General features: G+C 60.3%; 23 protein-coding genes. 8 read left to right on the top strand and 15 right to left on the bottom strand.

All coding sequences use genetic code 11. From position 1 onward, the window contains the following. Nucleotides 1–6 precede the first annotated feature (6 nt). Entirely contained in the window at nucleotides 7–1,215 is a 1,209-nt protein-coding gene (locus AB1E34_RS19510; RefSeq protein ID WP_372573988.1) for a beta-ketoacyl-[acyl-carrier-protein] synthase family protein, read from the top strand. 95 nt (nucleotides 1,216–1,310) lie between these two features. On the opposite strand, the gene AB1E34_RS19505 is transcribed toward AB1E34_RS19510, so the two are convergent. Next, nucleotides 1,311–1,931, bottom strand: a complete 621-nt coding sequence (locus AB1E34_RS19505; RefSeq protein ID WP_372573987.1) for an invasion associated locus B family protein — start codon at nucleotides 1,929–1,931, stop codon at nucleotides 1,311–1,313. Between the two features lie 413 nt (nucleotides 1,932–2,344). On the opposite strand from AB1E34_RS19505, the gene AB1E34_RS19500 reads away from it, so the two are divergent. Continuing rightward, entirely contained in the window at nucleotides 2,345–3,886 is a 1,542-nt protein-coding gene (locus tag AB1E34_RS19500) for a helicase HerA-like domain-containing protein (RefSeq protein WP_372573986.1), read from the top strand. Nucleotides 3,887–3,889: 3 nt separating this feature from the next. Here AB1E34_RS19500 and AB1E34_RS19495 read toward each other — a convergent pair whose 3' ends face one another. From AB1E34_RS19495 to AB1E34_RS19465, 7 genes are all read right to left on the bottom strand, one after another. Further along, nucleotides 3,890–4,144, bottom strand: coding sequence for a hypothetical protein (locus AB1E34_RS19495; RefSeq protein WP_372573985.1), 255 nt, complete (start codon nucleotides 4,142–4,144; stop codon nucleotides 3,890–3,892). Between the two features lie 99 nt (nucleotides 4,145–4,243). Further along, nucleotides 4,244–5,584, bottom strand: a complete 1,341-nt coding sequence (locus AB1E34_RS19490; protein WP_372573984.1) for a branched-chain amino acid ABC transporter permease — start codon at nucleotides 5,582–5,584, stop codon at nucleotides 4,244–4,246. Continuing rightward, nucleotides 5,581–6,591 (bottom strand): branched-chain amino acid ABC transporter permease, encoded by a 1,011-nt coding sequence (locus AB1E34_RS19485; RefSeq protein ID WP_372573983.1) that lies wholly within the window; start codon nucleotides 6,589–6,591, stop codon nucleotides 5,581–5,583. Before AB1E34_RS19485 ends, AB1E34_RS19490 begins: the two co-directional genes overlap by 4 nt. Then, nucleotides 6,591–7,127, bottom strand: a complete 537-nt coding sequence (locus AB1E34_RS19480; RefSeq protein ID WP_372573982.1) for a hypothetical protein — start codon at nucleotides 7,125–7,127, stop codon at nucleotides 6,591–6,593. Before AB1E34_RS19480 ends, AB1E34_RS19485 begins: the two co-directional genes overlap by 1 nt. Before the next feature lie 2 nt (nucleotides 7,128–7,129). Next, nucleotides 7,130–7,843 (bottom strand): ABC transporter ATP-binding protein, encoded by a 714-nt coding sequence (locus AB1E34_RS19475; RefSeq protein WP_372573981.1) that lies wholly within the window; start codon nucleotides 7,841–7,843, stop codon nucleotides 7,130–7,132. Beyond that, complete coding sequence (locus tag AB1E34_RS19470) at nucleotides 7,836–8,627, bottom strand: ABC transporter ATP-binding protein (RefSeq protein ID WP_372573980.1); 792 nt, start codon at nucleotides 8,625–8,627, stop codon at nucleotides 7,836–7,838. The genes AB1E34_RS19475 and AB1E34_RS19470 overlap by 8 nt, the downstream gene beginning before the upstream one ends. Before the next feature lie 98 nt (nucleotides 8,628–8,725). Beyond that, nucleotides 8,726–9,916 (bottom strand): ABC transporter substrate-binding protein, encoded by a 1,191-nt coding sequence (locus tag AB1E34_RS19465; protein WP_372573979.1) that lies wholly within the window; start codon nucleotides 9,914–9,916, stop codon nucleotides 8,726–8,728. 178 nt (nucleotides 9,917–10,094) lie between these two features. Here AB1E34_RS19465 and AB1E34_RS19460 point away from each other — a divergent pair, with 178 nt between their 5' ends. Then, nucleotides 10,095–11,192 (top strand): PQQ-dependent sugar dehydrogenase, encoded by a 1,098-nt coding sequence (locus AB1E34_RS19460; protein WP_372573978.1) that lies wholly within the window; start codon nucleotides 10,095–10,097, stop codon nucleotides 11,190–11,192. A gap of 84 nt (nucleotides 11,193–11,276) precedes the next feature. Here AB1E34_RS19460 and AB1E34_RS19455 read toward each other — a convergent pair whose 3' ends face one another. Together AB1E34_RS19455 and AB1E34_RS19450 are read right to left on the bottom strand one after the other, a co-directional pair. Then, nucleotides 11,277–11,510, bottom strand: coding sequence for a DUF1127 domain-containing protein (locus AB1E34_RS19455; RefSeq protein WP_372573977.1), 234 nt, complete (start codon nucleotides 11,508–11,510; stop codon nucleotides 11,277–11,279). A gap of 196 nt (nucleotides 11,511–11,706) precedes the next feature. Beyond that, entirely contained in the window at nucleotides 11,707–12,711 is a 1,005-nt protein-coding gene (locus AB1E34_RS19450) for a GlxA family transcriptional regulator (RefSeq protein WP_372573976.1), read from the bottom strand. A gap of 174 nt (nucleotides 12,712–12,885) precedes the next feature. Between AB1E34_RS19450 and AB1E34_RS19445 the strand changes: the two genes are divergently transcribed. After that, nucleotides 12,886–14,256: a class II 3-deoxy-7-phosphoheptulonate synthase gene (locus tag AB1E34_RS19445; RefSeq protein ID WP_372573975.1), complete on the top strand. Its 1,371-nt coding sequence runs from the start codon at nucleotides 12,886–12,888 to the stop codon at nucleotides 14,254–14,256. Between the two features lie 49 nt (nucleotides 14,257–14,305). Here the strand turns inward: AB1E34_RS19445 and AB1E34_RS19440 are convergent, their stop codons facing one another. After that, nucleotides 14,306–14,962, bottom strand: a complete 657-nt coding sequence (locus AB1E34_RS19440) for a PAS domain-containing protein (RefSeq protein ID WP_372573974.1) — start codon at nucleotides 14,960–14,962, stop codon at nucleotides 14,306–14,308. Nucleotides 14,963–15,660: 698 nt separating this feature from the next. Here AB1E34_RS19440 and AB1E34_RS19435 point away from each other — a divergent pair. After that, the gene (locus tag AB1E34_RS19435; RefSeq protein WP_372573973.1) at nucleotides 15,661–16,425 is read left to right on the top strand and encodes an SDR family NAD(P)-dependent oxidoreductase; all 765 of its coding nucleotides are present in this window, start codon (nucleotides 15,661–15,663) and stop codon (nucleotides 16,423–16,425) included. Here the strand turns inward: AB1E34_RS19435 and AB1E34_RS19430 are convergent. Continuing rightward, a complete protein-coding gene (locus AB1E34_RS19430) occupies nucleotides 16,422–17,450 on the bottom strand; it encodes a phosphotransferase family protein (protein WP_372573972.1) in 1,029 nt (342 codons plus the stop codon). The genes AB1E34_RS19435 and AB1E34_RS19430 overlap by 4 nt on opposite strands. Before the next feature lie 40 nt (nucleotides 17,451–17,490). Continuing rightward, entirely contained in the window at nucleotides 17,491–18,321 is an 831-nt protein-coding gene (locus AB1E34_RS19425) for an SDR family oxidoreductase (RefSeq protein ID WP_372573971.1), read from the bottom strand. Nucleotides 18,322–18,449: 128 nt separating this feature from the next. Here AB1E34_RS19425 and AB1E34_RS19420 point away from each other — a divergent pair, with 128 nt between their 5' ends. The 3 genes from AB1E34_RS19420 (at nucleotide 18,450) to AB1E34_RS19410 (ending at nucleotide 21,019) form a co-directional block, all read left to right on the top strand. After that, nucleotides 18,450–19,454 carry an NADPH:quinone oxidoreductase family protein gene (locus tag AB1E34_RS19420; RefSeq protein WP_372573970.1) on the top strand — a complete coding sequence of 335 codons (1,005 nt, stop codon included), beginning with the start codon at nucleotides 18,450–18,452 and terminating at the stop codon, nucleotides 19,452–19,454. A 363-nt stretch (nucleotides 19,455–19,817) separates the two neighbouring features. Next, nucleotides 19,818–20,267, top strand: coding sequence for a type II 3-dehydroquinate dehydratase (aroQ, locus tag AB1E34_RS19415; protein ID WP_372573969.1), 450 nt, complete (start codon nucleotides 19,818–19,820; stop codon nucleotides 20,265–20,267). Further along, a complete protein-coding gene (locus AB1E34_RS19410) occupies nucleotides 20,264–21,019 on the top strand; it encodes a LuxR family transcriptional regulator (protein WP_372573968.1) in 756 nt (251 codons plus the stop codon). Before aroQ ends, AB1E34_RS19410 begins: the two co-directional genes overlap by 4 nt. 403 nt (nucleotides 21,020–21,422) lie before the next feature. Here AB1E34_RS19410 and tsf read toward each other — a convergent pair whose 3' ends face one another. After that, nucleotides 21,423–22,298, bottom strand: coding sequence for a translation elongation factor Ts (gene tsf, locus AB1E34_RS19405; protein ID WP_372573967.1), 876 nt, complete (start codon nucleotides 22,296–22,298; stop codon nucleotides 21,423–21,425). A gap of 77 nt (nucleotides 22,299–22,375) precedes the next feature. Beyond that, the gene (gene rpsB / locus AB1E34_RS19400; protein WP_372573966.1) at nucleotides 22,376–23,164 is read right to left on the bottom strand and encodes a 30S ribosomal protein S2; all 789 of its coding nucleotides are present in this window, start codon (nucleotides 23,162–23,164) and stop codon (nucleotides 22,376–22,378) included. Between the last annotated feature and the right edge of the window lie 148 nt (nucleotides 23,165–23,312).

Raw genomic sequence — 23,312 nt, 5'->3', positions numbered from 1 at the left:
CCGCATATGAAAAGAGTTGTCATCACTGGTGCGGGCACGATCAATGCGCTTGGCCATACCGTGCCCGAGACGCTTGAGGCCATGCGCGAGGGCCGCTGCGGGATCGGCGAGCTGGAGTTCCGCGATGTTGACCGGCTGGCCATCAAGATTGGCGGCCAGGTGCGCGGGTTCGAGGCCGAGGGCCGGTTCAACCGGCAGCAGATGACGCTTTATGATCGGTTCACCCAATTCACCCTGACCGCCGCCAAAGAGGCGATCGATCAGTCAGGGATCGAATTTCACGGCGATCTGGCGGCACGTTCGGGCGTGGTTCTGGGCACCGCAGGTGGTGGCGTCAGCACCTGGGATGACAATTACCGCTCGGTCTATGAGGACGGCAAGAACCGGGTGCATCCGTTTGTGGTGCCGAAACTCATGAACAACGCGGCGGCCAGCCACGTGTCGATGGAGTATAACCTCAAAGGGCCCTCTTTCACCGTCTCGACCGCCTGCGCCTCGTCCAACCACGCCATGGCGCTGGCCTTTTCTATGGTGCGCAGCGGGGCCGCCCCCGCGATGGTCACCGGCGGGTCGGAATCGATGCTGTGTTTCGGCGGCGTGAAAGCCTGGGAAGGGCTGCGGGTGATGTCCAAGGACGCCTGCCGCCCGTTCAGCGCCAATCGCAATGGCATGGTGCAGGGCGAGGGCGCGGGTGTTTTCGTCTTCGAAGATTACGATCACGCGCGCGCGCGCGGCGCGGATATCCTGTGCGAGGTTGCGGGCTTTGCGATGTCCTCGGACGCCGCTGATATCGTAATGCCCTCGAAACAGGGCGCGGCGCGGGCCATGTCCGGCGCGCTTGCGGATGCGGGCATCAATCCCGATGAGGTCGGGTATATCAACGCCCATGGCACCGGGACCACGGCCAATGACAAAACCGAATGCGCCGCCGTGGCGGGTGTATTCGGCCCGCATGCCGATGACCTGATGATCAGTTCCACGAAATCCATGCATGGCCACCTGATTGGCGGCACCGGCGCGGTGGAACTGCTGGCCTGCATCATGGCGCTGCGAGACGGGGTGATTGCCCCCACGATCGGCTATGAAGAGGCTGATCCCGAATGCGCTCTGGATGTGGTCCCCAACGAGGCGCGCGAGGCCAAGATCGACGTCGCGCTGACAAACGCCTTCGCCTTTGGCGGCCTGAACGCGGTGCTTGCCCTGCGCAAGGCCTGAGACTGGCCCGTCGATCCGCACTTCATCTGGCTGAAAATATCTCTGGGAAGGCGCCCGGAGGGCGACGGGGGCAGCGCCCCCACCGCAAACGCCATTCAGTTGTCGACCACATCCACCGCGTCGAACCCGGCGGTGAAGCCCTTGAGAGACATCTTGATATCGATCTTCTGATCCGGCGCCGGGGCGGGCACCAGCGTGATCGTCGCCTCGGTGCCTTTTTTCATTGCGTCGATATCGGCCTGGGTCAGCCCGATCTGCGCCACACATCCGACCGGGTTGCACAGCGTGTAGTTATACCGTTTGCCCGGCGCTCCATCGATCGAGATGACCAGCGGCACGGTCAGCAGCGTCTCGAGCGGGACGATGATTGTTGCTCCCGCAATTGCCGCACCGCTGTTTTCGATCCGGAACATCGACATCTCTGCCATCGGTTGACCATCAGGACCGTTCATGACCTGCAACAAGGAGCAGGGATCGGTCTCGGCTTCGGTCTTGACGCAGGCCAGAGTCCAGTCGCCAAACGTTTCCTTGGCATAGCGGCTGCCCAATTGCGGACCATCGCCAACGGGCTGCCCAAGGTCCAGCACACCCTCGCTTTGAGCGGATTCGACGGCGCCCTGATCCGCCTCCGGGTTCTGCGCCGCTTCCTGCGCATAGGTGGCGCTGCTCAGCGCCAGAAGGGCCGCCACACAGGCCGGTGTCATTGTCTTGAACATGCTTGCCTCATTGGTTTTCGCTCTGTTTGAGCAGGGTCTAGCATGGCCGCCCGGGCGTGTCAGGGCCAATTGGCGCGGGCCGCGGCGTTTTGCGGATATGCGGGAAAAAACAGTGGCAGAAAACAGAAAGAGAGGCCGTTGATCAGCCTCTCTTAAAGAATGTTTTTCTCCCCGTCGGACTGGCCGACTTGCTTATGCGCAAACGTTACGAGAGCAGAGCCAACGGGTCAACAGCTAAGCGCAAAAAAACGAATCGCGCGGAGCGAAACGCGAAAAAAAGCCGTGCCCGAAGGCACGGCCAGTCTGACAGGGAGGAAACCGCCCCACCAAGCGGCGGGACAGAAAGCACTATCGCAAGCAAAGGTTAAGTTTGTATGGTCGGGGCGAAACGGTGATATCGGGGCTTAAGATTAATGGATGGCAAGATTTTCCTGGGCGGCGGCGGGCCGGACTATGGCGTCAAACAGGGGCTGGCGCTGAACTACGCCAACCGCCATGGGCTGATCGCCGGGGCAACCGGCACCGGCAAGACCGTGACGCTGCAAATCCTGGCCGAAGGATTCTCGCAGGCCGGGGTCCCGGTGTTTCTGGCGGATGTCAAAGGCGACCTGTCGGGGCTGGCCAAATCGGGCCGAGCCGATCACAAGCTGCATCAGGCCTTTACCGACCGCGCCGCGCAGATCGGGTTCGATGATTACAGCTACGGCGCCAGCCCGGTCACCTTCTGGGATCTGTTCGGCAAACAGGGTCATCCGGTGCGCACCACGGTCAGCGAGATGGGGCCGCTCTTGCTGTCGCGCCTGCTGGAGCTGACCGAAGCGCAGGAGGGCATTCTGAACATCGCCTTCCGCCTGAGCGATGAAGAGGGGCTGCCGCTGCTCGACCTCAAGGACCTGCAGGCGCTGCTGGTCTGGGTCGGAGAAAACCGGGCGCAATTGTCACTGCGCTACGGCAATATCTCGACCGCATCGGTGGGCGCCATCCAGCGGCGCCTCTTGGTGATCGAGAACCAGGGGGCAAGCAAACTGTTCGGCGAACCGGCGCTGGAACTGTCCGACCTGATGCGTCAAGACGGTGAGGGGCGGGGTATGATCAATATCCTGGCCTCTGACAAGCTGATGTCGGCGCCGGGGCTGTATGCCACCTTCCTGCTTTGGCTGCTGAGCGAATTGTTCGAGGAATTGCCCGAAGTGGGCGACCCCGAGAAGCCGAAACTGGTGTTTTTCTTTGACGAGGCGCATCTGCTCTTTGATGACGCGCCCAAGGTGCTGGTCGACAAGGTCGAACAGGTGGCGCGGCTGATCCGGTCAAAGGGGGTCGGGGTCTATTTCATCACCCAGAACCCCGCCGACGTGCCCGAGGATATTCTGGGTCAGCTCGGCAACCGCATCCAGCACGCGCTGCGCGCCTTCACGGCGCGCGACCGCAAGAACCTGCGGCTGGCGGCCGAAACCTATCGCGAAAACCCCGCCTTTGACACCGAAGAAGCCATCCGCGAGGTCGGGGTGGGCGAGGCGGTGACCTCGATGCTGCAAAAGAAAGGCGTGCCGGGGATTGTCGAGCGCACGCTTATCCGGCCGCCCTCATCTCAGCTTGGCCCAATCACCGCAACTGAGCGCAAAGCGATGCTTGCCAACTCTGATCTGGCCGGGAAATACGACGCCACGCTGGATCGCAAATCCGCCTTCGAGATCCTGTCCGCACGCTCCCAGCAGGCAGCGCAGGAGGCTGAAGCCGCTGAGATCGCCGCCGAAGAACAGCCCCCCGCACAACGCGAATATGCCTCGGCCCGGCGCTATAGCGGCGCGCGGGTCAGCCGGTCATCCTCTCGCATCACACGGCGCAAGGACACCTTTGCCAGCGCGATGGGTCAGGCGGTGATAAAGGAACTTAAGGGAACCACCGGCCGTCGCATCGTGCGCGGCATACTGGGCAGCTTTTTCAAGGGGCGGTGAGCGTCAGCGCCGCTTTTCGCGCTTGCCTTCTTCCTTGCAGATGGCGTCAGCCTCCTGCACGCCCATGCTGTTGGGTCGGTCAATCGCTCTGTCCCAGACCACGAGGTCCTTGGAATAGAGCTGACAGGTGACGATGCCCTTTTCGGTCTGCACTTGTACCGGCGTCGTTTCGTAATTCTCCGGTGAGGGCACGCATCCCGACAGGATCACGGCAGCAGCACAGGCAAACAACGGAACGGAACTCTTTACACTTTTCATGACTTTCTTCCCCCAAAGAAACGTTGGAGGGGTATAAACCGTGTAAACCCCCTGCGGAAGGGGAAGATCGCGTGACCTGCGTCACGTTTGCGGGTGGGCTCACTTCTCGGGGATCAACCCGCGCGGGCTGAATCGCAGCACCACCAGAAGGATAATTCCCATTGTTAACAGGCGCATATGGGCGGCTGCGTCGATCAGATGGGTCTTCAACCCGCTGCCATCGGGCAGGCCCGATGTGATCAGCTGCATCAGCCACAGGCCAATCGGCTCCACCTGTATCCAGAGGAACCAGATCAGAAACGCTCCCAGCACGGCACCGAAATTGTTTCCTGACCCGCCCACGATCACCATCACCCAGATCAGGAAGGTGAAGCGCAGCGGCTGATAGGTGCCGGGCGTCAACTGCCCGTCCAGCGTGGTGATCATTGCCCCAGCGATGCCGCAAATGGCCGATCCCAGCACGAAAATCTGCAAATGGCGGCGGGTGACATCCTTGCCCATCGCCTCGGCCGCAACCTCATTGTCGCGGATCGCCCGCATCATCCGTCCCCAAGGGCTGTGCAGCGCTTTCTGCGCCATCCAGAGCAGGGCCAGCAGCACCACGAGAAACAGGAACGTATAGACCAGCTTGACATAAAGCGTCGAAGCGATGACCGGGTCTAACCCCAGATTGGTCGCGCGATCGACAAATTCCGGCGTGTTCTGCAAGGTGATCTCATAAGGCGCCGGGCGCGGGATGCCGATCACGTTCTTGACCCCGCGCGACAGCCAATCCTCGTTCTTGATCACCGCAATGATGATCTCGGCAATGCCCAGCGTCGCAATCGCCAGATAGTCCGAGCGCAGGCCCAGAGCCGTCTTGCCAATCAGCCAGGCCGCGCCCGCCGCCAACAGCCCGCCAACCGGCCAGGACAGCAGCGCAAACAGGTCCGCGCGCAGCTCGGTCCGTTCGGCAGCAAAGACGTTCAGCCCGCCCAGATAGCCTGTTGCTGCCGGGTTGACCGCCTCGATTGCGGCCACCGACGGGTCGAACACCGCACGAAACAGGAAAAACCCGCCCACAAGCACGACGATCACGGTGAGCGTGCGCGCACGGCCTTTGGGCATCCGGCTCATCACCATCACCGCTGCAAAAACGGTGGCGGCCCCCAACAACAGGCCAAGGATGACGCCCAGCCCGCCGCCCGACCAGGCCTCGGGCACCGGCGGCATGGCAACCAGAACCGCCGCCAGCCCACCCAGCGCCACAAAGCCCATGACACCGACGTTGAATAGCCCGGCAAAGCCCCATTGCAGGTTCACGCCAATCGCCATGATGGCCGAGATCAGCCCCATGTTCAAAATGAACAGCGCGCTGTTCCAGCTCTGCATGAACCCGGTCAGCACGATCAGACCGGCAACGATGGCAAACAGCCCGGTATTCCTGACGCTCTCGCTCATATCGTTTGCCCCTTGAACAGGCCCGTCGGTCGGAACAGCAGCACGATCAGCAGGATCACGAAGCTGACCGCGAATTTGTAATCAGTACTCAGCAACTGCGCGAGGCCCGAAGGCTCAAGCGCTTCGGGCATCATGTAGACCAGCACTTTCTTCCAGGCATAGGTGATCAGCACTTCGGAAAACGCGATCAGGAAGCCACCCGCAATGGCGCCCAGCGGGTTGCCCAGCCCGCCGACAATGGCCGAGGCGAAGATCGGCAGCAGCAGCTGGAAATAGACAAAAGGCCGAAAGCTCTTGTCGAGCCCATAAAGCACCCCCGCCGTGGTCGCCAGCGCTGCCACGATCAGCCATGTATACATCACGACGCGCTCGGGGTTGATGCCCGACAGCAGCGCCAGATCCTCATTGTCGGAATAGGCGCGCATCGATTTGCCGGTGCGGGTGCGGTTCAGGAACCAGAATAGCAGCGCCACGCAGATCACCGCCACAACCACGGTGATGCCTTGGGTGGTCTTGATCGCCAGCCCTTCTTTCAGCCCGGTCATCGCCTTGAACTCGCGCGCCGAGATGATGAACCGCTCGCCATCCACAAAGCGCTGATCGCCGGGGCCGATGATGAAGCGCACGAGCCCGTTGAAGATGAACATCACACCCATCGAGACAATGACCAGGATCACCGGCTTGGCCTTCTGCTCGCGATAGAAGCGATAGACCATCCGGTCGGTGACCAGCAGCAACGCCATGCAGCCGAGAATGGCAAAGGGCAGGGCGAGCAGGGCGGTGGGCAGCGGCCCGAGGCTGATGCCGACGCTCTGCATCCACCATGTGACCAGCACCGCGATCATCGCCCCAAAGGCCATCGTGTCGCCATGGGCAAAGTTCGAGAACCGCAGGATGCCGTAGATCATCGTCACCCCCAGCGCACCCAGCGCAAGCTGGCTGCCGTAGGCGATGGCGGGGATCAGAACAAAGTTGGAGAGGGCCACAAGGGCGTTGAGGAAGTCCACTAATCGATAACCTCGCAAGTGCCGAAATGGTTGTACGCAACGTTGCGCGCCAGCGTAAAGTGGGCCGTCCAGATAGCGTCGTGATTTGGGAGCAGAGTTAACATTGAGGAACCACTCCCATCACTTGTGGAGACAACGACATAGGGAAGGTCTTCATACTTTCGATACTCAAGTGCCGTACCAGTTGTTTGACTGCCGTTTGGACGAGTAACGGTGGCCGAACCTGTCGAACCATCGATCCAAAAACCCAGTTTCAAACGTTCATCCTGGCAGTTTTTGCCAGATTTATACCTCTCCCCGGCAATGCAGTTTTCAACGAAGATGCACTGAGCTTTCATGGTAGCAGGGACGGTCGGCTCAAGAGCCCTCTCTGCATTCACGGTTAGGGGCATTCCCGACGTCAGCATAAAGAAAGAAGCAAAGATGTAGGGGGCGATGTTCGCACTGATATATTTCTTCTCGGACTTCATCGTATTCCCAACGCACCTTGCCGCGCCCAAGATCAGTATTGGGATGTATATGGTCGCTGTCTTCATACTCATCCCCCCAAGAAACTCTTGCGCACATCCGGATCGGCCAGCAATTCCTTGCCCGTCCCCGTATAGGCATTGCGCCCCTGCACCAGCACATAGCCTTTGTCCGCGATCTCAAGGGCTTGCTTGGCGTTCTGTTCTACCATCAGGATCGGCAGGCCGGTGCGCGAGACCTCAATGATCCGGTCAAACAGCTCATCCATTACGATGGGCGACACACCCGCCGTGGGCTCGTCCAGCATCAGCACCTTGGGCTGGGTCATCAGCGCGCGGCCCACGGCCACCTGCTGGCGCTGACCCCCCGACAGTTCTCCGGCGGCCTGATTGCGCTTTTCCTTCAGGATCGGGAACAGGTGATAGACCTGCTCCATCGTGCCCGAGATATCGTCGCGCCGGATGAAGGCGCCCATCTCCAGGTTCTCCTCCACCGTCATCGAGGTGAAGATGTTCGAGGTCTGCGGCACAAACCCCATGCCCTTGACCACCCGGTCCTGCGGAGACAACCCGGTGATATCCTCGCCATCCAGCCGCACATGGCCAGACCGCACGTCCAGCATCCCGAACACCGCCTTCATCGCCGTCGATTTGCCCGCCCCGTTGGGGCCGACAATGACCGCGATCTCACCGGGGTTCACCGCAATGGTGCAGTCATGCAGGATGTCCGGCCCGTTGCCATAGCCGCCGGTCATGGTGTCGCCGATCAGAAACGGCTCAGCCATCACTTGTCTCCAGCTTTGCCTTGTTCTTCAGGCCGGTGCCCAGATAGGCCTCGATCACATGCTCGTTGGCCTTGATCTCGTCCAGCGTGCCCTCGGCCAGCACCTTGCCCTCGGCCATGCAGATCACCGGATCGCAAAGCCGACCGATGAAGTCCATGTCATGCTCAATCACCACGAAGGTATAGCCACGTTCCTTGTTCAGCCGGATGATCGCGTCGCCGATGGTGTTGAGCAGGGTGCGGTTCACGCCCGCGCCGACCTCGTCCAGAAACACGATCTTGGCGTCCACCATCATGGTGCGGCCCAGTTCCAGCAGTTTCTTCTGCCCGCCCGAGACCTGACCTGCCTTGTGGTCCGCCAAATGTTCGATAGTCAGAAATTCCAGCACCTCATCCGCCTTGGCCCTGAGCGCGCGTTCCTCGTCAGCGATGCGCTTGCGTCCGAACCACGTGTTCCAGAGCGACTCGCCCGATTGCCCGCCGGGCACCATCATCAGGTTCTCGCGGCAGGACATGGTGGCAAACTCATGCGCGATCTGGAAGGTGCGCAGCAGCCCCTTGTGAAACAGCGTATGCGGCGGCAGGCCGGTGATATCCTCGCCATCCATACTCACGCTGCCCGAGGTCGGTGGAAGAACGCCAGCGATCACGTTGAAAAGGGTGGTTTTTCCGGCCCCGTTAGGTCCGATCAGCCCAGTGATCGTGCCCTGCGAGATTTCCAGCGTCGCCCCGTCGACGGCGTGAAAACCACCGAAATGCTTGTGCACGTCTTCTACGGTGATCATAGAAAATTGCCCCCGCGCCGCTTTGCTGCGGCTTTTGATTTTATTGAAACAGCCCGAGGGGGAGCCCCGGGCCGTTCAATTCGTTCTGGATCAAAGGATCAGCGGAACCCAACCGTTTCGTTGCTGCCATCCTTGACTTCGATCTCGCGATAGGTGCCCGCGCTTTCGCCGGGGCCGATCAGTTCAACCGCCGAGCCGCCGACATAGTCGATCTCGCCACCATCCTTGAGGATTTGCAGGCCCTTGGCCAACTCGCCGGGATAGATTTTCTCACCCGGGGCATTGGCGACTTCCATGATTTTCGGGCCATATTCTGCGGGATCGGTCGAATTGGCCGCCTGCATGGCAAACATGAACAGTGCCGCCGCATCATAGCTTTCCGGCGCATAAGGCGAGGTGGCGTCAAAGGCGTCACCGGCCAGCGCAGTCAGCCGCTCGATGCCTTCACCGCCCGAGCCCGCGATCTGACCGAAAGACCCGTTCAGGTCGGGACCCACATTGGCAGGCAGGCTGTCACCGATCATGCCACCGGGCAGGCCGAACGTGTCGAAGGCTCCGCTATCCAGCGAGGACTGGATGATGCCCAGACCGCCCTGGTCCAGATAGCCCGCAACCACCAGAATGTCGCCTCCGGCCGAGGCCAGCGCGCCCACTTCGGCGGAATAGTCGCCCTTGCCATCCTCATGCGCGGCGGCAATGGTCACTTCGCCGCCTGCAGCCGTGAACGCGTTGGTGATCGCATCGGCCAGACCCTTGCCGTAGTCATTGTTGGTATAGGTCAGCGCGATCGAATTGATGCCGCGATCCTTCAGCACATCGGCCATCACTTCGCCTTCGCGCGCATCCGAGGGCGCGGTGCGGAAGAACAGGTCATTGTCTTCAACCGTGGTCAGACCCGGCGAGGTGGCGGAGGGCGAGATCATCACCATCCCGTTCGGGATCGCCACGTTTTGCAGGATCGCGCCGGTTACGCCGGAGCAATCGCCGCCGATAAGCCCGTGAATGCCATCGGAAATCAAACGCTCTGCGTTCGAGGTGGCCAGGCCGTTATCGATACAGTTGGTGTCGGCGCGCATCGGCACAACGGTGGCGCTGTCCAGCAGCAACCCGCTGTCTGTCGCTTCTTTCATCGCCAGTTCCGCGCCCGACGCCATGGCGGGGGCGAGCGATTCAATTGGACCCGTGAAACCGATCAGAATGCCGAGCTTGACCTCATTTGCGTGCGCATCGGCAAAGGCAGCACCCGACAGCAATGCAGTGGCCGCAGTGGCCGTCAGCAGTTTCTTCATGAATTTACTCCCAGTTTGGACGTTTTTTGTTCTGCTCTGACCCTAGGCAAGTGTCATTAAAAAGAAAAGTGCAAAGGAAACTGGCTGGCATGACGTAAACTTCATCTGCAATCGGCTCGCCTCGGGGGCATAACGGCATAGATGTCAGACAAGTATTCTCAGGTGTTCAGGAGGTTTCATGCGTCTGCTCAGCTCAGTTTTTGCCGCCCTTGTTCTTGCCGGGGTGGCGCAGGCCGCTGATCCGCTGCAAACCAGCGCGGGACCGGTCAGGATTGACGAGATGGCAAGTGGTCTTGATGCGCCCTGGGCCATCGCCCATCTGCCTGATGGCGGGTTCCTGGTCACCGAACGCTCTGGCGATCTGATCCATGTGGTGGGCGGCAAAAAGACCCGGGTCAAAGGCGTGCCCAAAGTGGTGGCGCGCGGGCAGGGCGGTTTGCTGGATATCACCCTGCCGCGGGATTTTGCGCAAAGCCGCGAGGTGTTTCTGACGTTTTCAAAGAAGATGCAGGGCGGGGCCGGCACCGCTTTGGCGGTTGGACGGCTCAGCGCCGATAACAGCCGATTGCAGGATGTTCGGGTGATTTTCGAGGCCTCCGAAGGCCGCTCGGGCGGGCGGCATTTCGGCAGCCGCGTGGTCGAAGCGCCGGACGGGACGCTCTTTGTCACCATCGGCGAGCGCGGTGATCGCCCTTCGGCTCAGGATGTGAGCAATCACAACGGGACAATCGTGCGGATCAACCGGGACGGATCGGTGCCCGCCGACAACCCCTTTGTCGGACAGGATGGCGTGCGTCCGGAAATCTGGTCTTACGGCCATCGCAATCCGCAAGGCGCCGGGCTGGACCTGCAGGGGCGGCTCTGGACGTCGGAACATGGTGCGCAGGGCGGGGACGAGGTGAACCTGATCCGCAAGGGGGCCAATTACGGCTGGCCGGTCATTTCCTACGGGCGGCACTATTCGGGTGCAAAGATCGGTGAGGGCACCGCAAAAGACGGGATGGCGCAACCCGAGTATTACTGGGACCCCTCAATCGCCCCCTCGGGCCTGATGGTCTATTCCGGCGAACTCTGGCCGGACTGGCGTGGCGATATCTTTGTCGGCTCGCTGAAATTCGACTATATCTCACGGCTTGCCGGAGGTGATCTGCGCGAGGTCGAGCAGATCGAAGGCCAGTCAACCGCTCGCGTCCGCGACATTGTCGAGGCGCCGGATGGATCCATCTGGTTCATTTCGGTGGGCGACGGGGCGGTTTACCGGATGACGCCAGGCTGAGCTGACGCAGAAAGCAAGAGAGGAGGCGGTTGCCTCCTCTGTTTTGTGTGCGATCATCGGTCGGTCTGCGTCGCATTGGCCGCTTCAGTGAAACGACGTCGCATAAGGCGCGTTCTGATAGACGCTCGCATAAGCTTTGTGCTTGATGTCGGGGCGTGCGATGCCGATGTCGTTCAACTGCATATCGCTGAGGTTTTCAAGCTCGCGCACGGTTCTGCTGTAAAGAGCGCGGCGATACTGGTTGAGTTTGTTCTCGGCCCAGGCAGAATAGATCCGCGTGAGGAAACCGGGGTGTGTCGCTGTATGTGCATAGGTCATGACGTGTTCCTCCAAACTTGTTATCGGGGCTTCCGATACAATTTGATGAAAGCATCGCGGATTAAGGGGGCCGGTCCCGAAAGTTAATTCTCGTTAACATTCGGGAAAATAGCAGGAAAACCCCCGAACGGGCCGTCTGGTCCTGCAAATCTCTGGCACAAGCCCGGCACTATCGGCCACGCTTGTGGAACGCGGCCTAGCCAGACGTCCGCCCTGCCTGTGCGCCACGCTCGCGATACGGCGTCGTGTTGTAATGCGCGCGGTAGCATTTCGAGAAATGGCTGGGCGAGGCGAACCCGCAGGCCAGCGCCACGTTGATCACCGTCATGTCGGTCTGCATCAGCAGGTTGCGCGCCTTTTGCAGGCGCAACTCCATGTAGTAACGCTTCGGGCTGCGATTCAGGTAGCGCCGGAACAACCGTTCAAGCTGGCGCGTGGACATGCCCACATCCTTGGCCAAGATCGAGGGGCTGATCGGTTCCTCGATATTGCGCTCCATCATCTGGATCACCTGGCTCAGCTTGGGGTGGCGCACGCCGATGCGGGTGGGCACCGACAGGCGCTGGGTGTCCTGATCGGTGCGGATGGTGGAATAGATCATCTGATCGGCCACAGCATTGGCCAGCTCCTCGCCGAAATCATCGGCGATGATCTTCAGCATCAGATCAATGGACGAGGTGCCGCCCGCCGTCGTCATCCGGTTGCCGTCGATCAGAAAGACGGATTTGGTCAATTCGACCTCGTCGAATTCCTCGGCAAAACTGTCGGAGTTTTCCCAATGGATGGTGGCGCGCTTGCCATCCAGCAAACCCGCCTTGGCCAGTGTGAAGGCTCCGGTGCAAAGCCCGCCGATCCTGATTCCCTTGCGCGCCTCGCGGCGCAGCCAGCTGAGCAGGCGCTTGGTGGTGGCCTGTTGCACGTCCACGCCGCCGCAGAGCAAAATCGTATCATCGCGCGACAACTCGCCCAGATCGCCGTCCAGCTTGAAACTGGTGCCTGCCGAGCAATGCGCCAGATCCCCACCTTCGCCGATCAGGCTCCAGCTATATAGCTCGCGACCCGACATGCGATTGGCGATTCTCACGCTGTCCAGGGCGGAGGCAAAGGACAGAACCGAGAACTTGTTCAACAGGACAAAGACGTAATGCTTCGGTTTTGTGGATTCGGTGTCCACATCGACAACTTGGCGTTGCTCTTTCATTCCAGGATCTTCCCAAACTGGCGCCTGTTTCGGAGGGTGCCGAACAGGGTGGCGTGCGCAGCACCATGCTCTGACGGAAATTGCCACGTCAAGGGCCTCAAATCACGTATGGCCTCTGTTTCAGGCTTTTTGTATAGAAGCCTTCTGAACAGTTCTTAGCGGAGACGAAAAGCTATGAGTGAGTGGCAAAAAACCGACTGGCGCAACAAGCCTCGGGTTCAGATGCCCGACTATACCGATCCGGCGGCCCTGGCTGCGGTTGAGGCGCAGCTTGCGAAATATCCTCCGCTGGTCTTTGCGGGCGAGGCGCGGCGGCTGAAACAGCATATCGGTGCGGCGGGCCGGGGCGAAGCGTTCCTGTTGCAGGGGGGCGATTGCGCCGAGAGCTTCGAGCAATTCAGCGCCGATGGCATTCGCGACACGTTCAAAGTGATGCTGCAGATGGCGATGGTGCTGACCTATGGCGCCAAGGTGCCGGTGGTGAAACTGGGCCGCATGGCGGGTCAGTTCGCCAAGCCGCGCAGCGCGCCGACCGAGGTGGTGGATGGCGTGGAACTGCCCAGCTATCGCGGTGATATCATCAACGAGCTGGATTTCACGCCCGAGGCGCGTATTCCCGATCCCAAGAAGATGCTGCAGGCCTACACCCAGGCGGCGGCGACGCTGAACCTGATCCGGGCCTTTTCCACGGGTGGTTACGCGGATGTGCATCAGGTCCATGCCTGGACGCTGGGCTTTACCGAAAGCGAAAAGGCCGAAGCCTATCGCGAGGTGGCCAACCGCATCACCGACACGCTGGACTTCATGAAGGCGGCGGGCGTGACCAATGACGCCGCCCACACGCTGCAATCGGTCGAGTTCTACACCAGCCACGAAGGTCTGCTGCTGGAATATGAAGAGGCGCTGACGCGGCTCGATTCGACCTCCGGCAACTGGCTGGCAGGGTCGGGGCACATGATCTGGATTGGCGACCGCACCCGCCAGCCCGACGGGGCGCATGTGGAATTTGCGCGCGGTGTGCTGAACCCGATTGGTTTGAAATGCGGCCCGACCACAACGCCGGAGGACCTCAAGGTGCTGATGGCCAAGCTGAACCCCGAAAACGAAGAGGGGCGTCTGACCCTGATCGCGCGATTCGGGGCGGGCAAGGTGGGCGAACACCTGCCGCGTCTTATCAATGCGGTGAAAGAAGAGGGCGCGACCGTGACCTGGGTCTGCGACCCGATGCATGGCAACACGATCAAGTCGGCCACCGGTTATAAAACGCGGCCCTTCAACGCGGTTCTGGGCGAGGTGCGTGATTTCTTCGCGGTGCATCAGGCCGAGGGCACCATCCCCGGTGGCGTGCATTTCGAGATGACCGGTCAGGACGTGACCGAATGCACCGGTGGCGTGCGCGCCGTGACCGAAGAGGATCTGAGCGACCGGTATCACACGGCCTGCGATCCGCGTCTGAATGCCAACCAGTCGCTGGAACTGGCTTTCCTCGTGGCCGAGGAATTGTCGCAGCGCCGCCGCAACGGTGACAAGCGCGCGGCCGGCTGAGCCAAGCGACTAACGAAAACGGATAAGGCGGGCGATGCGCCCGCCTTTTTCATGCCTCGTCGACCGAAATCAGACGGACCCCGGTGCGTGCGCGCGCGTGCGGAGATGACGGCGCATCCGGGCGTGGTGCGGGCTCAAAATCCGGATCTACTGCCCGATGATGTGCGGTCTCGATGCCCAGCTGGCCAATATTCCGGGCCGTGTCATCTTCTGACACGACCACCCCCAGCGCCCGGTCCACCCGGCCACATTCACTGCGCAGCGGCAACAGGATCATCCGCGCACCGGCCGGCTTGCGCCCAAAGCGCCGCTGCCCGTTAAGGGTCAGTTCCACAATGGCGGGACCGTCGAACAGCCGGGTCAGATGGTCACTCATCATCTGCCGGTCAGATCCTGCAAAAAGCGCGGTCAGCGGGATGCCCGACACCTCCATATCCATCAGCTGCGTCAGGTGCTGCCCGGCCAGCCGAAACCGGGCCACACCGGGAGCCACACGTTCCAGAATGAAGGCATATTGCAGCAGGTTGGACAGCCCGCGCGGATCAATCGCCGCCCGCTTGGGAACCCCATCCCCCTCGCGCAGCGCGGCCCAATAGGCTTCGGCCTGACGCAGCGGCGACAGGCTGGCGCGGGGCCGGAAACTGTCGAGCGTGACAATTTTTGCACCCTTGTCCGAGATATTGTCGGGTCCGGCCAGCGGTTTCATCGATGCGCTCCTCTTGCGGTCTCATGTCCGGTTTCATCCGGGGTGGTTCACCCCACGAAACCTCTGCTGTCTCTCAAACTGACATGATTTGCTTCAATTTTGGATCAATTCTTTAACGACTGGTTAACGAAGCTGCTCCGCGTGACGGGGAATTTTAACACTCTATGCCCCTGTCATGGGCTGTCTTTCCTCGCTGGGCCGTATTCAGAAGAGGCAGAGTCGGGACGCGCGGTGCGTGGCATACGGCCATCGATCTGGCTGTAAGCGGTACTTGAGCCGCTACTGCTGTTGTTTTCGAGGGTAGGGCGCTTGCCCAACTCCTTCCTCAGAGGAGGTGCACCGATAGATCATCTATCGGCAGACCCTCAGCCTCGCATCTTCGTGGATCACCCGATTGCCTACTTGTTCAGATGTCCAACCGTGTAGCCATAACATCTCGGATAGACAGAACTCCGAGCAAAGTTCCACTGAGCGCTTCTGAGTGCGCGCCATCTCACAAACACGAACCTTCGCTTGCCAACACCGTTTCATCCCGCGGCTTTCTTCGCAGCTCAGTTGCGAATATCCGGTGCCCGTGCCATGATCTCCGCGTCAGATAAGCCCTTGGTTTCTAACAGGAGCCGCACTTGAAAGTAGCGCGCATCACTGTGAGCGATACTTTGTATAATTGGTATTATGTAAATTGGATATAGCTTGATATGGACATCAAAGATCGAGTGATTGTCGTCACTGGTGCTGCCGGTGGTATTGGACGTGCGCTGGCAAAGGCATTTGCCGAGCAAGGCGCAGCCAAAGTTGTCTGCACGGATTTGCGGGCGCAGGACGTTGAAGACGTCGCGCGTGATGTCGATGGCATCGCCGTGGCTGCTGACCTGCGCAACGAGGCCGAGATCGCGCGGTTGGTCGAGGACATCGAAGACCAGACCGGCGGGATTGATATCTTCTGTTCCAATGCGGGCATCCTGACACTCGGTGGTGTCGACGTCAGCGATGCGGACTGGCAAAAGACATGGGAAATCAACGTGATGTCTCATGTCTGGGCTGCGCGTCACGTGGTCCCGCGCATGATCGAACGTGGTGGCGGCTACCTTCTGAACACGGCTTCTGCGGCTGGCTTGTTGAACCAGATCGGCGCCGCGCCTTATGGCGTTACCAAACATGCCGCCATTGGATTGGCGGAATGGTTGCATATCGAATATCACGATCAGGGCATCGGCGTTTCGGTCCTGTGTCCGCAGGCCGTACAGACCGACATGATCCAGGGTAACGAGGCGTCAATCGCCAGTCTGGATGGCATCATATCGCCGGAAGATGTTGCGAAATCCTGTATGGAAGCTATTGAAAAGGAAGAATTTCTTGTGCTTCCGCATCCGCAGGTTCGCGATTATGTCGCCCTGAAAGGTAGCAACTATGATCGATGGTTGGGTGGTATGCGCAAGCTGAAGCGACAATTCGGGCTCTAACGCTCCAGCGCCTCCAATCCATGTTGCGCGAAGATCGGCACGTAACGTCCTAATCTTGCAGCATGTTCCGGGTTCGAGGCATTGCCGTCCTGCGCCCGTTTGGCGACACCTTGCAGGATACCGGCCATGCGAAAAAACGTGAAGGACAGGTAGAAGCCGAACCGCTCGATCCCTGGCAAGCCGCGTCTCTCGCAATAACGCGCCACGAATTCGGCATCCGAGGGCAGACCAAGTGCGGCACGATCGATGCCCGCCAGCCCCCGCCCTTCCCGGCCCGGCGGCATCTGCCATTGCATGATGACGGCGGCCAGATCGGCATAAGGATGGCCGATGGTGGACAATTCCCAATCCAGCACCGCCAGACATGCGCTGCCTTCGGGCGCGTAGATCAAATTGTCGATCCGGTAGTCGCCATGCACCAGTGTCCGTTGGCCGTCATCGGGTGGCATCGCCTTGGGCAATGCCTCGATCAACGCGTTCATGCCCGGAATATCAAGGGTTTCCGAGGCGCGGTATTGCTTGGTCCAACGGGCGATCTGACGTTCGAAGTAGTTCCCCTCTGGGCCGTAATCCGACAGCCCTGCCCGCTCGATATCGACACCGTGTAACGCCGCCAGGACCCGGTTCATCTCATCAAGGATCGCGGCCCGTGCCTCCGGCGTTTCATCCGGCATAGTTGGATCCGCAAATATGCGCCCCTCGATATGTTCCATCACGTAGAAATCCGAGCCGATCACCGCATCGTTCTGACACAGAACATGCATGGCCGCGACCGGAACCTCACTGCCTTGCAGCGCCTTCTGGACCCGGAATTCACGGTCGACCGCATGGGCTGATTTCAGCAGAGCACCCGGCGGTTTGCGACGCAGAACATATTTCTTTTCAGGGGTTTGCAGCAGGAAGGTCGGGTTGGATTGTCCGGTTTCGAACTTCTGTGCCGTCAGCGGCCCTGCATAACCGGGAAGCTGCTCGGACAGATAGGCATCAACGGCCTGCAGATCGATGGATTGTGCCGCGTTGGTCATAGGCTCATCTTTCGCGTTTATTCAGCGTGGCAAGGTTGGCTCATTCGAGCGCGGCGGCAAAGATGTTCTGCCCGGACATCACGTTGATGCCGCCAGAGACCGGAATGATCGCCCCTGTCACATAGCCGCCACCGGGGCCGCACAGGAACTGCATTGCGGCGGCGATATCCTCGTCGCGGCCAACGCGGCCTAGCGGAACCGATTTGCCGACCTTATCGCGGGTCTTGGGGTCTGCGGTTGCAAATGCGGTCATGCGCGAGACAAACGGCCCCGGCGCAAGCGCGTTTGCGGTGATATGCTCAGGGGCCAGTTCCTTGGCCAGGATCCGCGTCATGTGGATGATGGCGGATTTGGACACAGCATAGCTATAGGCCCCATCGCCCATAGGAACCTCGCCCATGACCGAGCCGACATTCACGATCCGCGCCGGGTCCTCGGCGCTTGCCGCCGCGCGCAGCAGGGGTAGCAATTGGCGGGTCAGTTCGAACGGACCGGCGACATTGACGGCCATGACGCTTTGCCAGGCGTCATACGGGAACTCTTCCAGCGGGGCACCCCAGCTTAGCCCTGCGTTATTCATAAGAATATCAAGCCTGTCCGTTCGACTCTTAATCTCTCCCACGAGGGCCGAGAGACCCTCGGCCGTGCCGACATCACCGCCGAATCCCTCTACGCTGCCCTCGGCTCCAATCGCGTTCAACTCATCGGCCACGGCCCGGCAGGCGTCGGCCTTGCGTGAGGCGATCAGAACCCGCGCGCCAGCCTGGATCAGCCCTTCGGCGGCCATACGACCGATTCCGGTTGCCCCCCCGGTCACCAGGGCGGTCTTGCCATGCAGCGAGAACAGGGTCTTTGGGGTAAGATTGGTCATAGGTCTTCCTGCGATACTCGGATTGGTGTCAATGAACCATTGCATCGGGGGACGCGATAAACAACATTTGCCTGAACGACTTTGCGTCATCCCGCAGAGCCAGCCGAAATCACAAGAGCGAGACTCCGATGAAAGCCATGCTAAGCACCGAGCCGGGCGGCCCCGAAACGCTGGAACTGACCGACCTGCCCGATCCCGAACCGGGCAAAGGACAGGTTCTTGTGCGCGTGCATGCGGCGGGCGTCAACTATCCCGACACGCTGATCATACGCGACCTCTACCAGATGAAGCCGCGTCGTCCCTTCGCCCCGGGCGGAGAGATCGCCGGCGAGGTTCTGAGCTGTGGCGAAGGGGTCACCAGCGTCAAACCGGGCGATAGGGTGCTGGCGCTGACCGGCTATGGTGGCTTTGCCACCCATGCGGTTGTTCCGGCCACGGCGCTGGTGCCGCTGCCAGATGGGATGCCTTATGATGTGGCGGCGGCGTTCATCTTCACCTACGGCACATCCTACCATGCCTTGCATGACCGGGCGGCGATCAAGCCGGGTGAAACCCTGCTGATCCTTGGCGCAGCGGGCGGCGTCGGCTCTGCCGCGATCGAGCTAGGCAAAGCCGCGGGCGCCCGCGTGATTGCTGCGGTTTCGTCTCAGGAGAAAGCCGAGTTCTGCAAATCTCTTGGTGCGGATGATACGCTGGTCTATGCCAAAGACATGGATCGCGACGCGCAGAAAGCGCTGTCAAATGAGATCAAATCGCTAACCGGACACAAAGGCGTGGATGTGGTCTACGACGCGGTGGGTGGTGATTATGCCGAACCGGCGCTGCGGGCCATGGCGTGGCAGGGGCGCTATCTGGTTGTTGGGTTCCCGGCTGGTATTCCCAGCCTTCCGCTGAACCTGCCGCTGCTGAAGGGGGTCCAGATCGTCGGTGTATTCTGGGGGGATGCGGTGCGCCGCGATCCGCAAACGCATGCTGCCAACATGAAGGCGCTGTTCACCCTCTATGCCGAGGGTGCGATCGCCCCGCCGATCAGTGCACGCTATCCCCTGCCCGATGTAGCACAGGCGCTGAACCTGATGCAGGATCGCAAGGTGATGGGCAAAGTTGTGATCCTCACGGGCGAACCGGAATGATCCCGCCAAACGTGCTCAAAAATTCAGCACAAGGCGCCTCCGCCCGGTGCAATTCGCCCGCAAAGCGGGCGCCGTGCTGCTTACTGCGACATTCTGACACCTCTGGTGCGATCAACTTTCGGCGGGTTCATGCCCCTAAATGAGGTTTTTCAGATTTTGGGGCACACACGTATTGGCTGCGGTATATCTGCAGTTGCCGTTATTTATCCAATGAAAAGGCGGAGGTTTCATCCTTAAGTTGATCGCAATATCTCGTTTTAGCCCATGACAGACGGATCGACTTACCTTTCGATGCCTGCCGCACCGTCTCTGGACAAGCCGGCCGCAACGCGCTTATTGGTTTTATGAACGGGGACTTTTGATATGGCGAATATTCTGGTTCTGAATGGTCCGAACCTCAATCTTCTGGGCACACGGCAGCCCGAGGTCTATGGCGCGACCACTCTCGCGATGGTTGAGGATGCCTGCTCGAGCCACGGCGCGCAGATCGGGGTGACGGTCACCTGCGCCCAGAGCAATCACGAAGGCGCGTTGATCGACCTGATCCACGAGGCGCGCGGCACGCAGGACGGGATCGTCCTCAATGCCGGGGCCTATACCCACACATCGATTGCGCTGATGGATGCGATCGCCTCGGTCGAGCTGCCGGTTGTCGAGGTGCACCTGTCCAACATCCATGCGCGCGAGCCGTTCCGCCACAACTCCTATATCGTCAAGGTAGCGATTGGCCAGATCAGCGGGTTCGGAGCCGACAGCTATATTCTGGCGCTGGATGCGCTGGCCGCCCATATCCGTGGGGGGCGGCCGGAATGAAGCTGATCGAATATCTTGAGTTCATCAGTTATACGAAGACACTCGAAGAACTCTGGGCCGGCCATTGTGCCCAGATGGCCAATTACGGCTTTGACCGGTTGCTATACGGCTATACCCAATTTCGAACGGCCACGTCGCTGGGTGACCCCGAAGATTTCGTTATCTTGACCAATCATGATCAGGATTACATCGACGGGTTTCTGCATTCCGGTCTCTACTTTCACGCACCGATGCTGCAATGGGCGCTTGAAAACGAAGGCGCGGGCAGCTGGCGCATGATCGGAAAGCTGATGAACGAGCGCGGCGTGTCCCAAAAAGCCTGCGAAGTCCATGAATTCAATGCCAGCAAGGGCGTGACGGTCGGATACACCGTCAGTTTCAACTCGGTTTCAATGCGGACAAAGGGCGCGATTTCTCTGTGTGCGCAATCTGATCTGTCACAGGACGAGGTTGATGCGCTATGGGCCGAAAAGGGCCGCGAGGTGCTGTTGATGAACAATATCGCGCATCTCAAGATCCTCACCCTGCCCTATGCCGCCCCCAACCGCGCTTTGACCAAACGGCAGCGCGAAGCGCTGGTATGGGTCGGGGATGGCAAGACCATTCAGGATATCGCCGTGCTGATGGGGCTGACATCGGCAACGGTCGAAAAACACCTGCGCCTCGCGCGGGAATCCCTGGCGGTGGAAACCACGGCCCAGGCGGTTCTGAAAGCCGCATTGCACAACCAGATGTTTGTGGTCGAAGCATAAGATTTGGGCGCCGTTTCTTTACTCGCGTCAAGTTTACGTAAGGTAAGGAATCCATTACTTTCGTTATGATACATATTTTAGCAATATGTTTACGTTCCGTGAGTGGTGGCTTTAGCCAAGGGACATTGGGATATGACCCCTGTGATTTCAGGGCTCTCTAACCTGTCCGGAGTTGGGTGTGTATAGTCCGCATCCACTTCGGAGCTTATGAGGGGCTCCGTCCATCCCCATTGAACTGGGGCCCCTCTTCCATAAACCCTCCATGAAACTAAGCGCTGAATGTACCCGTGCGGGTTGCATATGGGGGTGCCCTGTGCGCGGCGCAAAAAAACCGGCCACCCTGGGGTGACCGGTTTTAAGGCTTTGGAGGGGATCAGGTTACCCGATCCTCACTGCGACTGGTTCAGCCCTGAGCGGCCTTGGCCACCTCGGCTGCGAAGTCTTCCTTTTCAACCTCGATGCCTTCGCCAACTTCCAGACGCACGAAACCGGTGATGGTTGCGCCCGCTTCTTTGGCGGCGGCTTCGACGGTCAGGTCGGGGTTCACAACAAAGGCCTGGTTCAGCAGGGTCGATTCAGCGACGAATTTCTTCATTCGGCCGATGATCATCTTTTCGATCACCTGCTCCGGCTTGCCGGATTCGCGGGCGATGTCCATCTGGACCTGCTTTTCCTTTTCGACAACCGCCGGGTCCATGTCCGCTTCGGACAGGGCCGCCGGGTTTGCTGCCGCGATGTGCATCGCAACCTGCTTGCCGATGGCCGCGTCGCCACCGTTCAGCGCGACCAGAACACCGATTTTGCCCATGCCATTGGTTGCCGCGTTGTGCACGTAGCTGACAACGGTTTCGCCTTCCAGCTTGGCCATGCGGCGCACGGACATGTTCTCGCCGATGGTGGCGATCTTGTCGGTCAGTGTGTCGGCGACGGTTTTGCCACCCAGATCAGCCGTTTTCAGCGCGTCGACATCGTCAACACCCAGCGCCGCAAAGGCGATCTTGCCGACCATTTCCTGGAACTCGGCATTCTTGCCGACAAAGTCGGTTTCCGAGTTCACCTCAACCGCAACACCGGTGCCACCGTCAACCACAACGGCCACCAGACCTTCGGCGGCGGTACGGCCCGATTTCTTTGCAGCTTTCGCCAGACCCTTGGTGCGCAGCCAATCGACGGCCTCGTCCATGTTGCCTTCGGTCTCGGTCAGCGCCTTCTTGGCGTCCATCATGCCTGCGCCCGTGCTGTCGCGCAGTTCTTTCACCATTGCTGCTGTGATTGCCATCTCTTGGCTCTCCTCAATTCAAAACGGTTTGGGGCAGGTCATACCCTGCCCCTCATGTCATTCCGATGACGGTCGGATCAGGCTTCGGCGGGCGTTTCCGCTGCCGGTGCTTCTTCCGCGACCGCTTCTTCGACCGGTGCCTCTTCCATCGCGCCCAGGTCAACACCTGCGCTGCCCAACTGAGCGGTCATGCCGTCCAGAGCGGCGCGCGCCGCCAGATCGCAATACAGCGCGATGGCACGTGCGGCGTCGTCATTGCCGGGGATGATGTAATCAACACCATCGGGCGAGCAGTTGGTATCGACAACAGCCACAACCGGGATACCCAGCTTGTTGGCTTCGGCGATGGCCAGCGCTTCTTTCTTGACGTCGATGACGAAGAGCAGGTCGGGGGTGCCGCCCATCTCGCGGATACCGCCCAGCGAGGCCTGCAGCTTCTGCTGGTCGCGTTCCATGCCCAGACGCTCTTTCTTGGTCAGGCCTTCGGCGCCACCTTCCATGGTCTCGTCAATCTGACGCAGACGGTTGATCGACTGGGACACGGTTTTCCAGTTGGTCAGCGTGCCGCCCAGCCAGCGGTGGTTCATGTAGTATTGTGCCGACTTCTCGGCCGCTTCGGCGATCGGCTGTGCCGCCTGACGCTTGGTGCCGACGAACAACACGCGGCCGCCCTTGGCGACGGTGTCACGGATGGCCTGCAGTGCCTGGTCCAGCATTGGAACGGTCTGCGTCAGGTCCATGATGTGGATGCCGTTGCGCGAGCCGTAGATGAACGGGCCCATGCGCGGGTTCCAGCGCTGGGTCTGGTGGCCAAAGTGAACGCCAGCTTCGAGCAGCTGACGCATGGAGAACTCAGGAAGAGCCATGCTCAAGTATCCTTTCCGGTTTCGATCCTCGACGGGGGTGCAGAGCGGATGCTCCAACCGGGGGTCTGTCAGGGATGTCTCTCCTGAACAGGCCAAAACCCCGCCTGTGGGTTAATGGCGCGCGTATAAGTCAGCGCTGACTTAACCG

It is taken from the genome of Ruegeria jejuensis (assembly GCF_041537905.1).
In the GTDB taxonomy this organism is placed as follows: Bacteria; Pseudomonadota; Alphaproteobacteria; order Rhodobacterales; family Rhodobacteraceae; genus Ruegeria_C.
Note: the sequence above shows the minus strand (reverse complement) of the source record. Positions and strands in the feature narration are given on the sequence as shown.

Bases quoted from the DNA above. Each gene is read 5' to 3' on its own strand.
- AB1E34_RS19510 (WP_372573988.1), top strand. From the start codon at position 7: ATGAAAAGAGTTGTCATCACTGGTGCGGGCACGATCAATGCGCTTGGC.
- AB1E34_RS19505 (WP_372573987.1), bottom strand. From the start codon at position 1,931: ATGTTCAAGACAATGACACCGGCCTGTGTGGCGGCCCTTCTGGCGCTG.
- AB1E34_RS19500 (WP_372573986.1), top strand. From the start codon at position 2,345: ATGGATGGCAAGATTTTCCTGGGCGGCGGCGGGCCGGACTATGGCGTC.
- AB1E34_RS19495 (WP_372573985.1), bottom strand. From the start codon at position 4,144: ATGAAAAGTGTAAAGAGTTCCGTTCCGTTGTTTGCCTGTGCTGCTGCC.
- AB1E34_RS19490 (WP_372573984.1), bottom strand. From the start codon at position 5,584: ATGAGCGAGAGCGTCAGGAATACCGGGCTGTTTGCCATCGTTGCCGGT.
- AB1E34_RS19480 (WP_372573982.1), bottom strand. From the start codon at position 7,127: ATGAAGACAGCGACCATATACATCCCAATACTGATCTTGGGCGCGGCA.
- AB1E34_RS19475 (WP_372573981.1), bottom strand. From the start codon at position 7,843: ATGGCTGAGCCGTTTCTGATCGGCGACACCATGACCGGCGGCTATGGC.
- AB1E34_RS19470 (WP_372573980.1), bottom strand. From the start codon at position 8,627: ATGATCACCGTAGAAGACGTGCACAAGCATTTCGGTGGTTTTCACGCC.
- AB1E34_RS19465 (WP_372573979.1), bottom strand. From the start codon at position 9,916: ATGAAGAAACTGCTGACGGCCACTGCGGCCACTGCATTGCTGTCGGGT.
- AB1E34_RS19460 (WP_372573978.1), top strand. From the start codon at position 10,095: ATGCGTCTGCTCAGCTCAGTTTTTGCCGCCCTTGTTCTTGCCGGGGTG.
- AB1E34_RS19455 (WP_372573977.1), bottom strand. From the start codon at position 11,510: ATGACCTATGCACATACAGCGACACACCCCGGTTTCCTCACGCGGATC.
- AB1E34_RS19450 (WP_372573976.1), bottom strand. From the start codon at position 12,711: ATGAAAGAGCAACGCCAAGTTGTCGATGTGGACACCGAATCCACAAAA.
- AB1E34_RS19445 (WP_372573975.1), top strand. From the start codon at position 12,886: ATGAGTGAGTGGCAAAAAACCGACTGGCGCAACAAGCCTCGGGTTCAG.
- AB1E34_RS19440 (WP_372573974.1), bottom strand. From the start codon at position 14,962: ATGAAACCGCTGGCCGGACCCGACAATATCTCGGACAAGGGTGCAAAA.
- AB1E34_RS19435 (WP_372573973.1), top strand. From the start codon at position 15,661: ATGGACATCAAAGATCGAGTGATTGTCGTCACTGGTGCTGCCGGTGGT.
- AB1E34_RS19430 (WP_372573972.1), bottom strand. From the start codon at position 17,450: ATGACCAACGCGGCACAATCCATCGATCTGCAGGCCGTTGATGCCTAT.
- AB1E34_RS19425 (WP_372573971.1), bottom strand. From the start codon at position 18,321: ATGACCAATCTTACCCCAAAGACCCTGTTCTCGCTGCATGGCAAGACC.
- AB1E34_RS19420 (WP_372573970.1), top strand. From the start codon at position 18,450: ATGAAAGCCATGCTAAGCACCGAGCCGGGCGGCCCCGAAACGCTGGAA.
- aroQ (WP_372573969.1), top strand. From the start codon at position 19,818: ATGGCGAATATTCTGGTTCTGAATGGTCCGAACCTCAATCTTCTGGGC.
- AB1E34_RS19410 (WP_372573968.1), top strand. From the start codon at position 20,264: ATGAAGCTGATCGAATATCTTGAGTTCATCAGTTATACGAAGACACTC.
- tsf (WP_372573967.1), bottom strand. From the start codon at position 22,298: ATGGCAATCACAGCAGCAATGGTGAAAGAACTGCGCGACAGCACGGGC.
- rpsB (WP_372573966.1), bottom strand. From the start codon at position 23,164: ATGGCTCTTCCTGAGTTCTCCATGCGTCAGCTGCTCGAAGCTGGCGTT.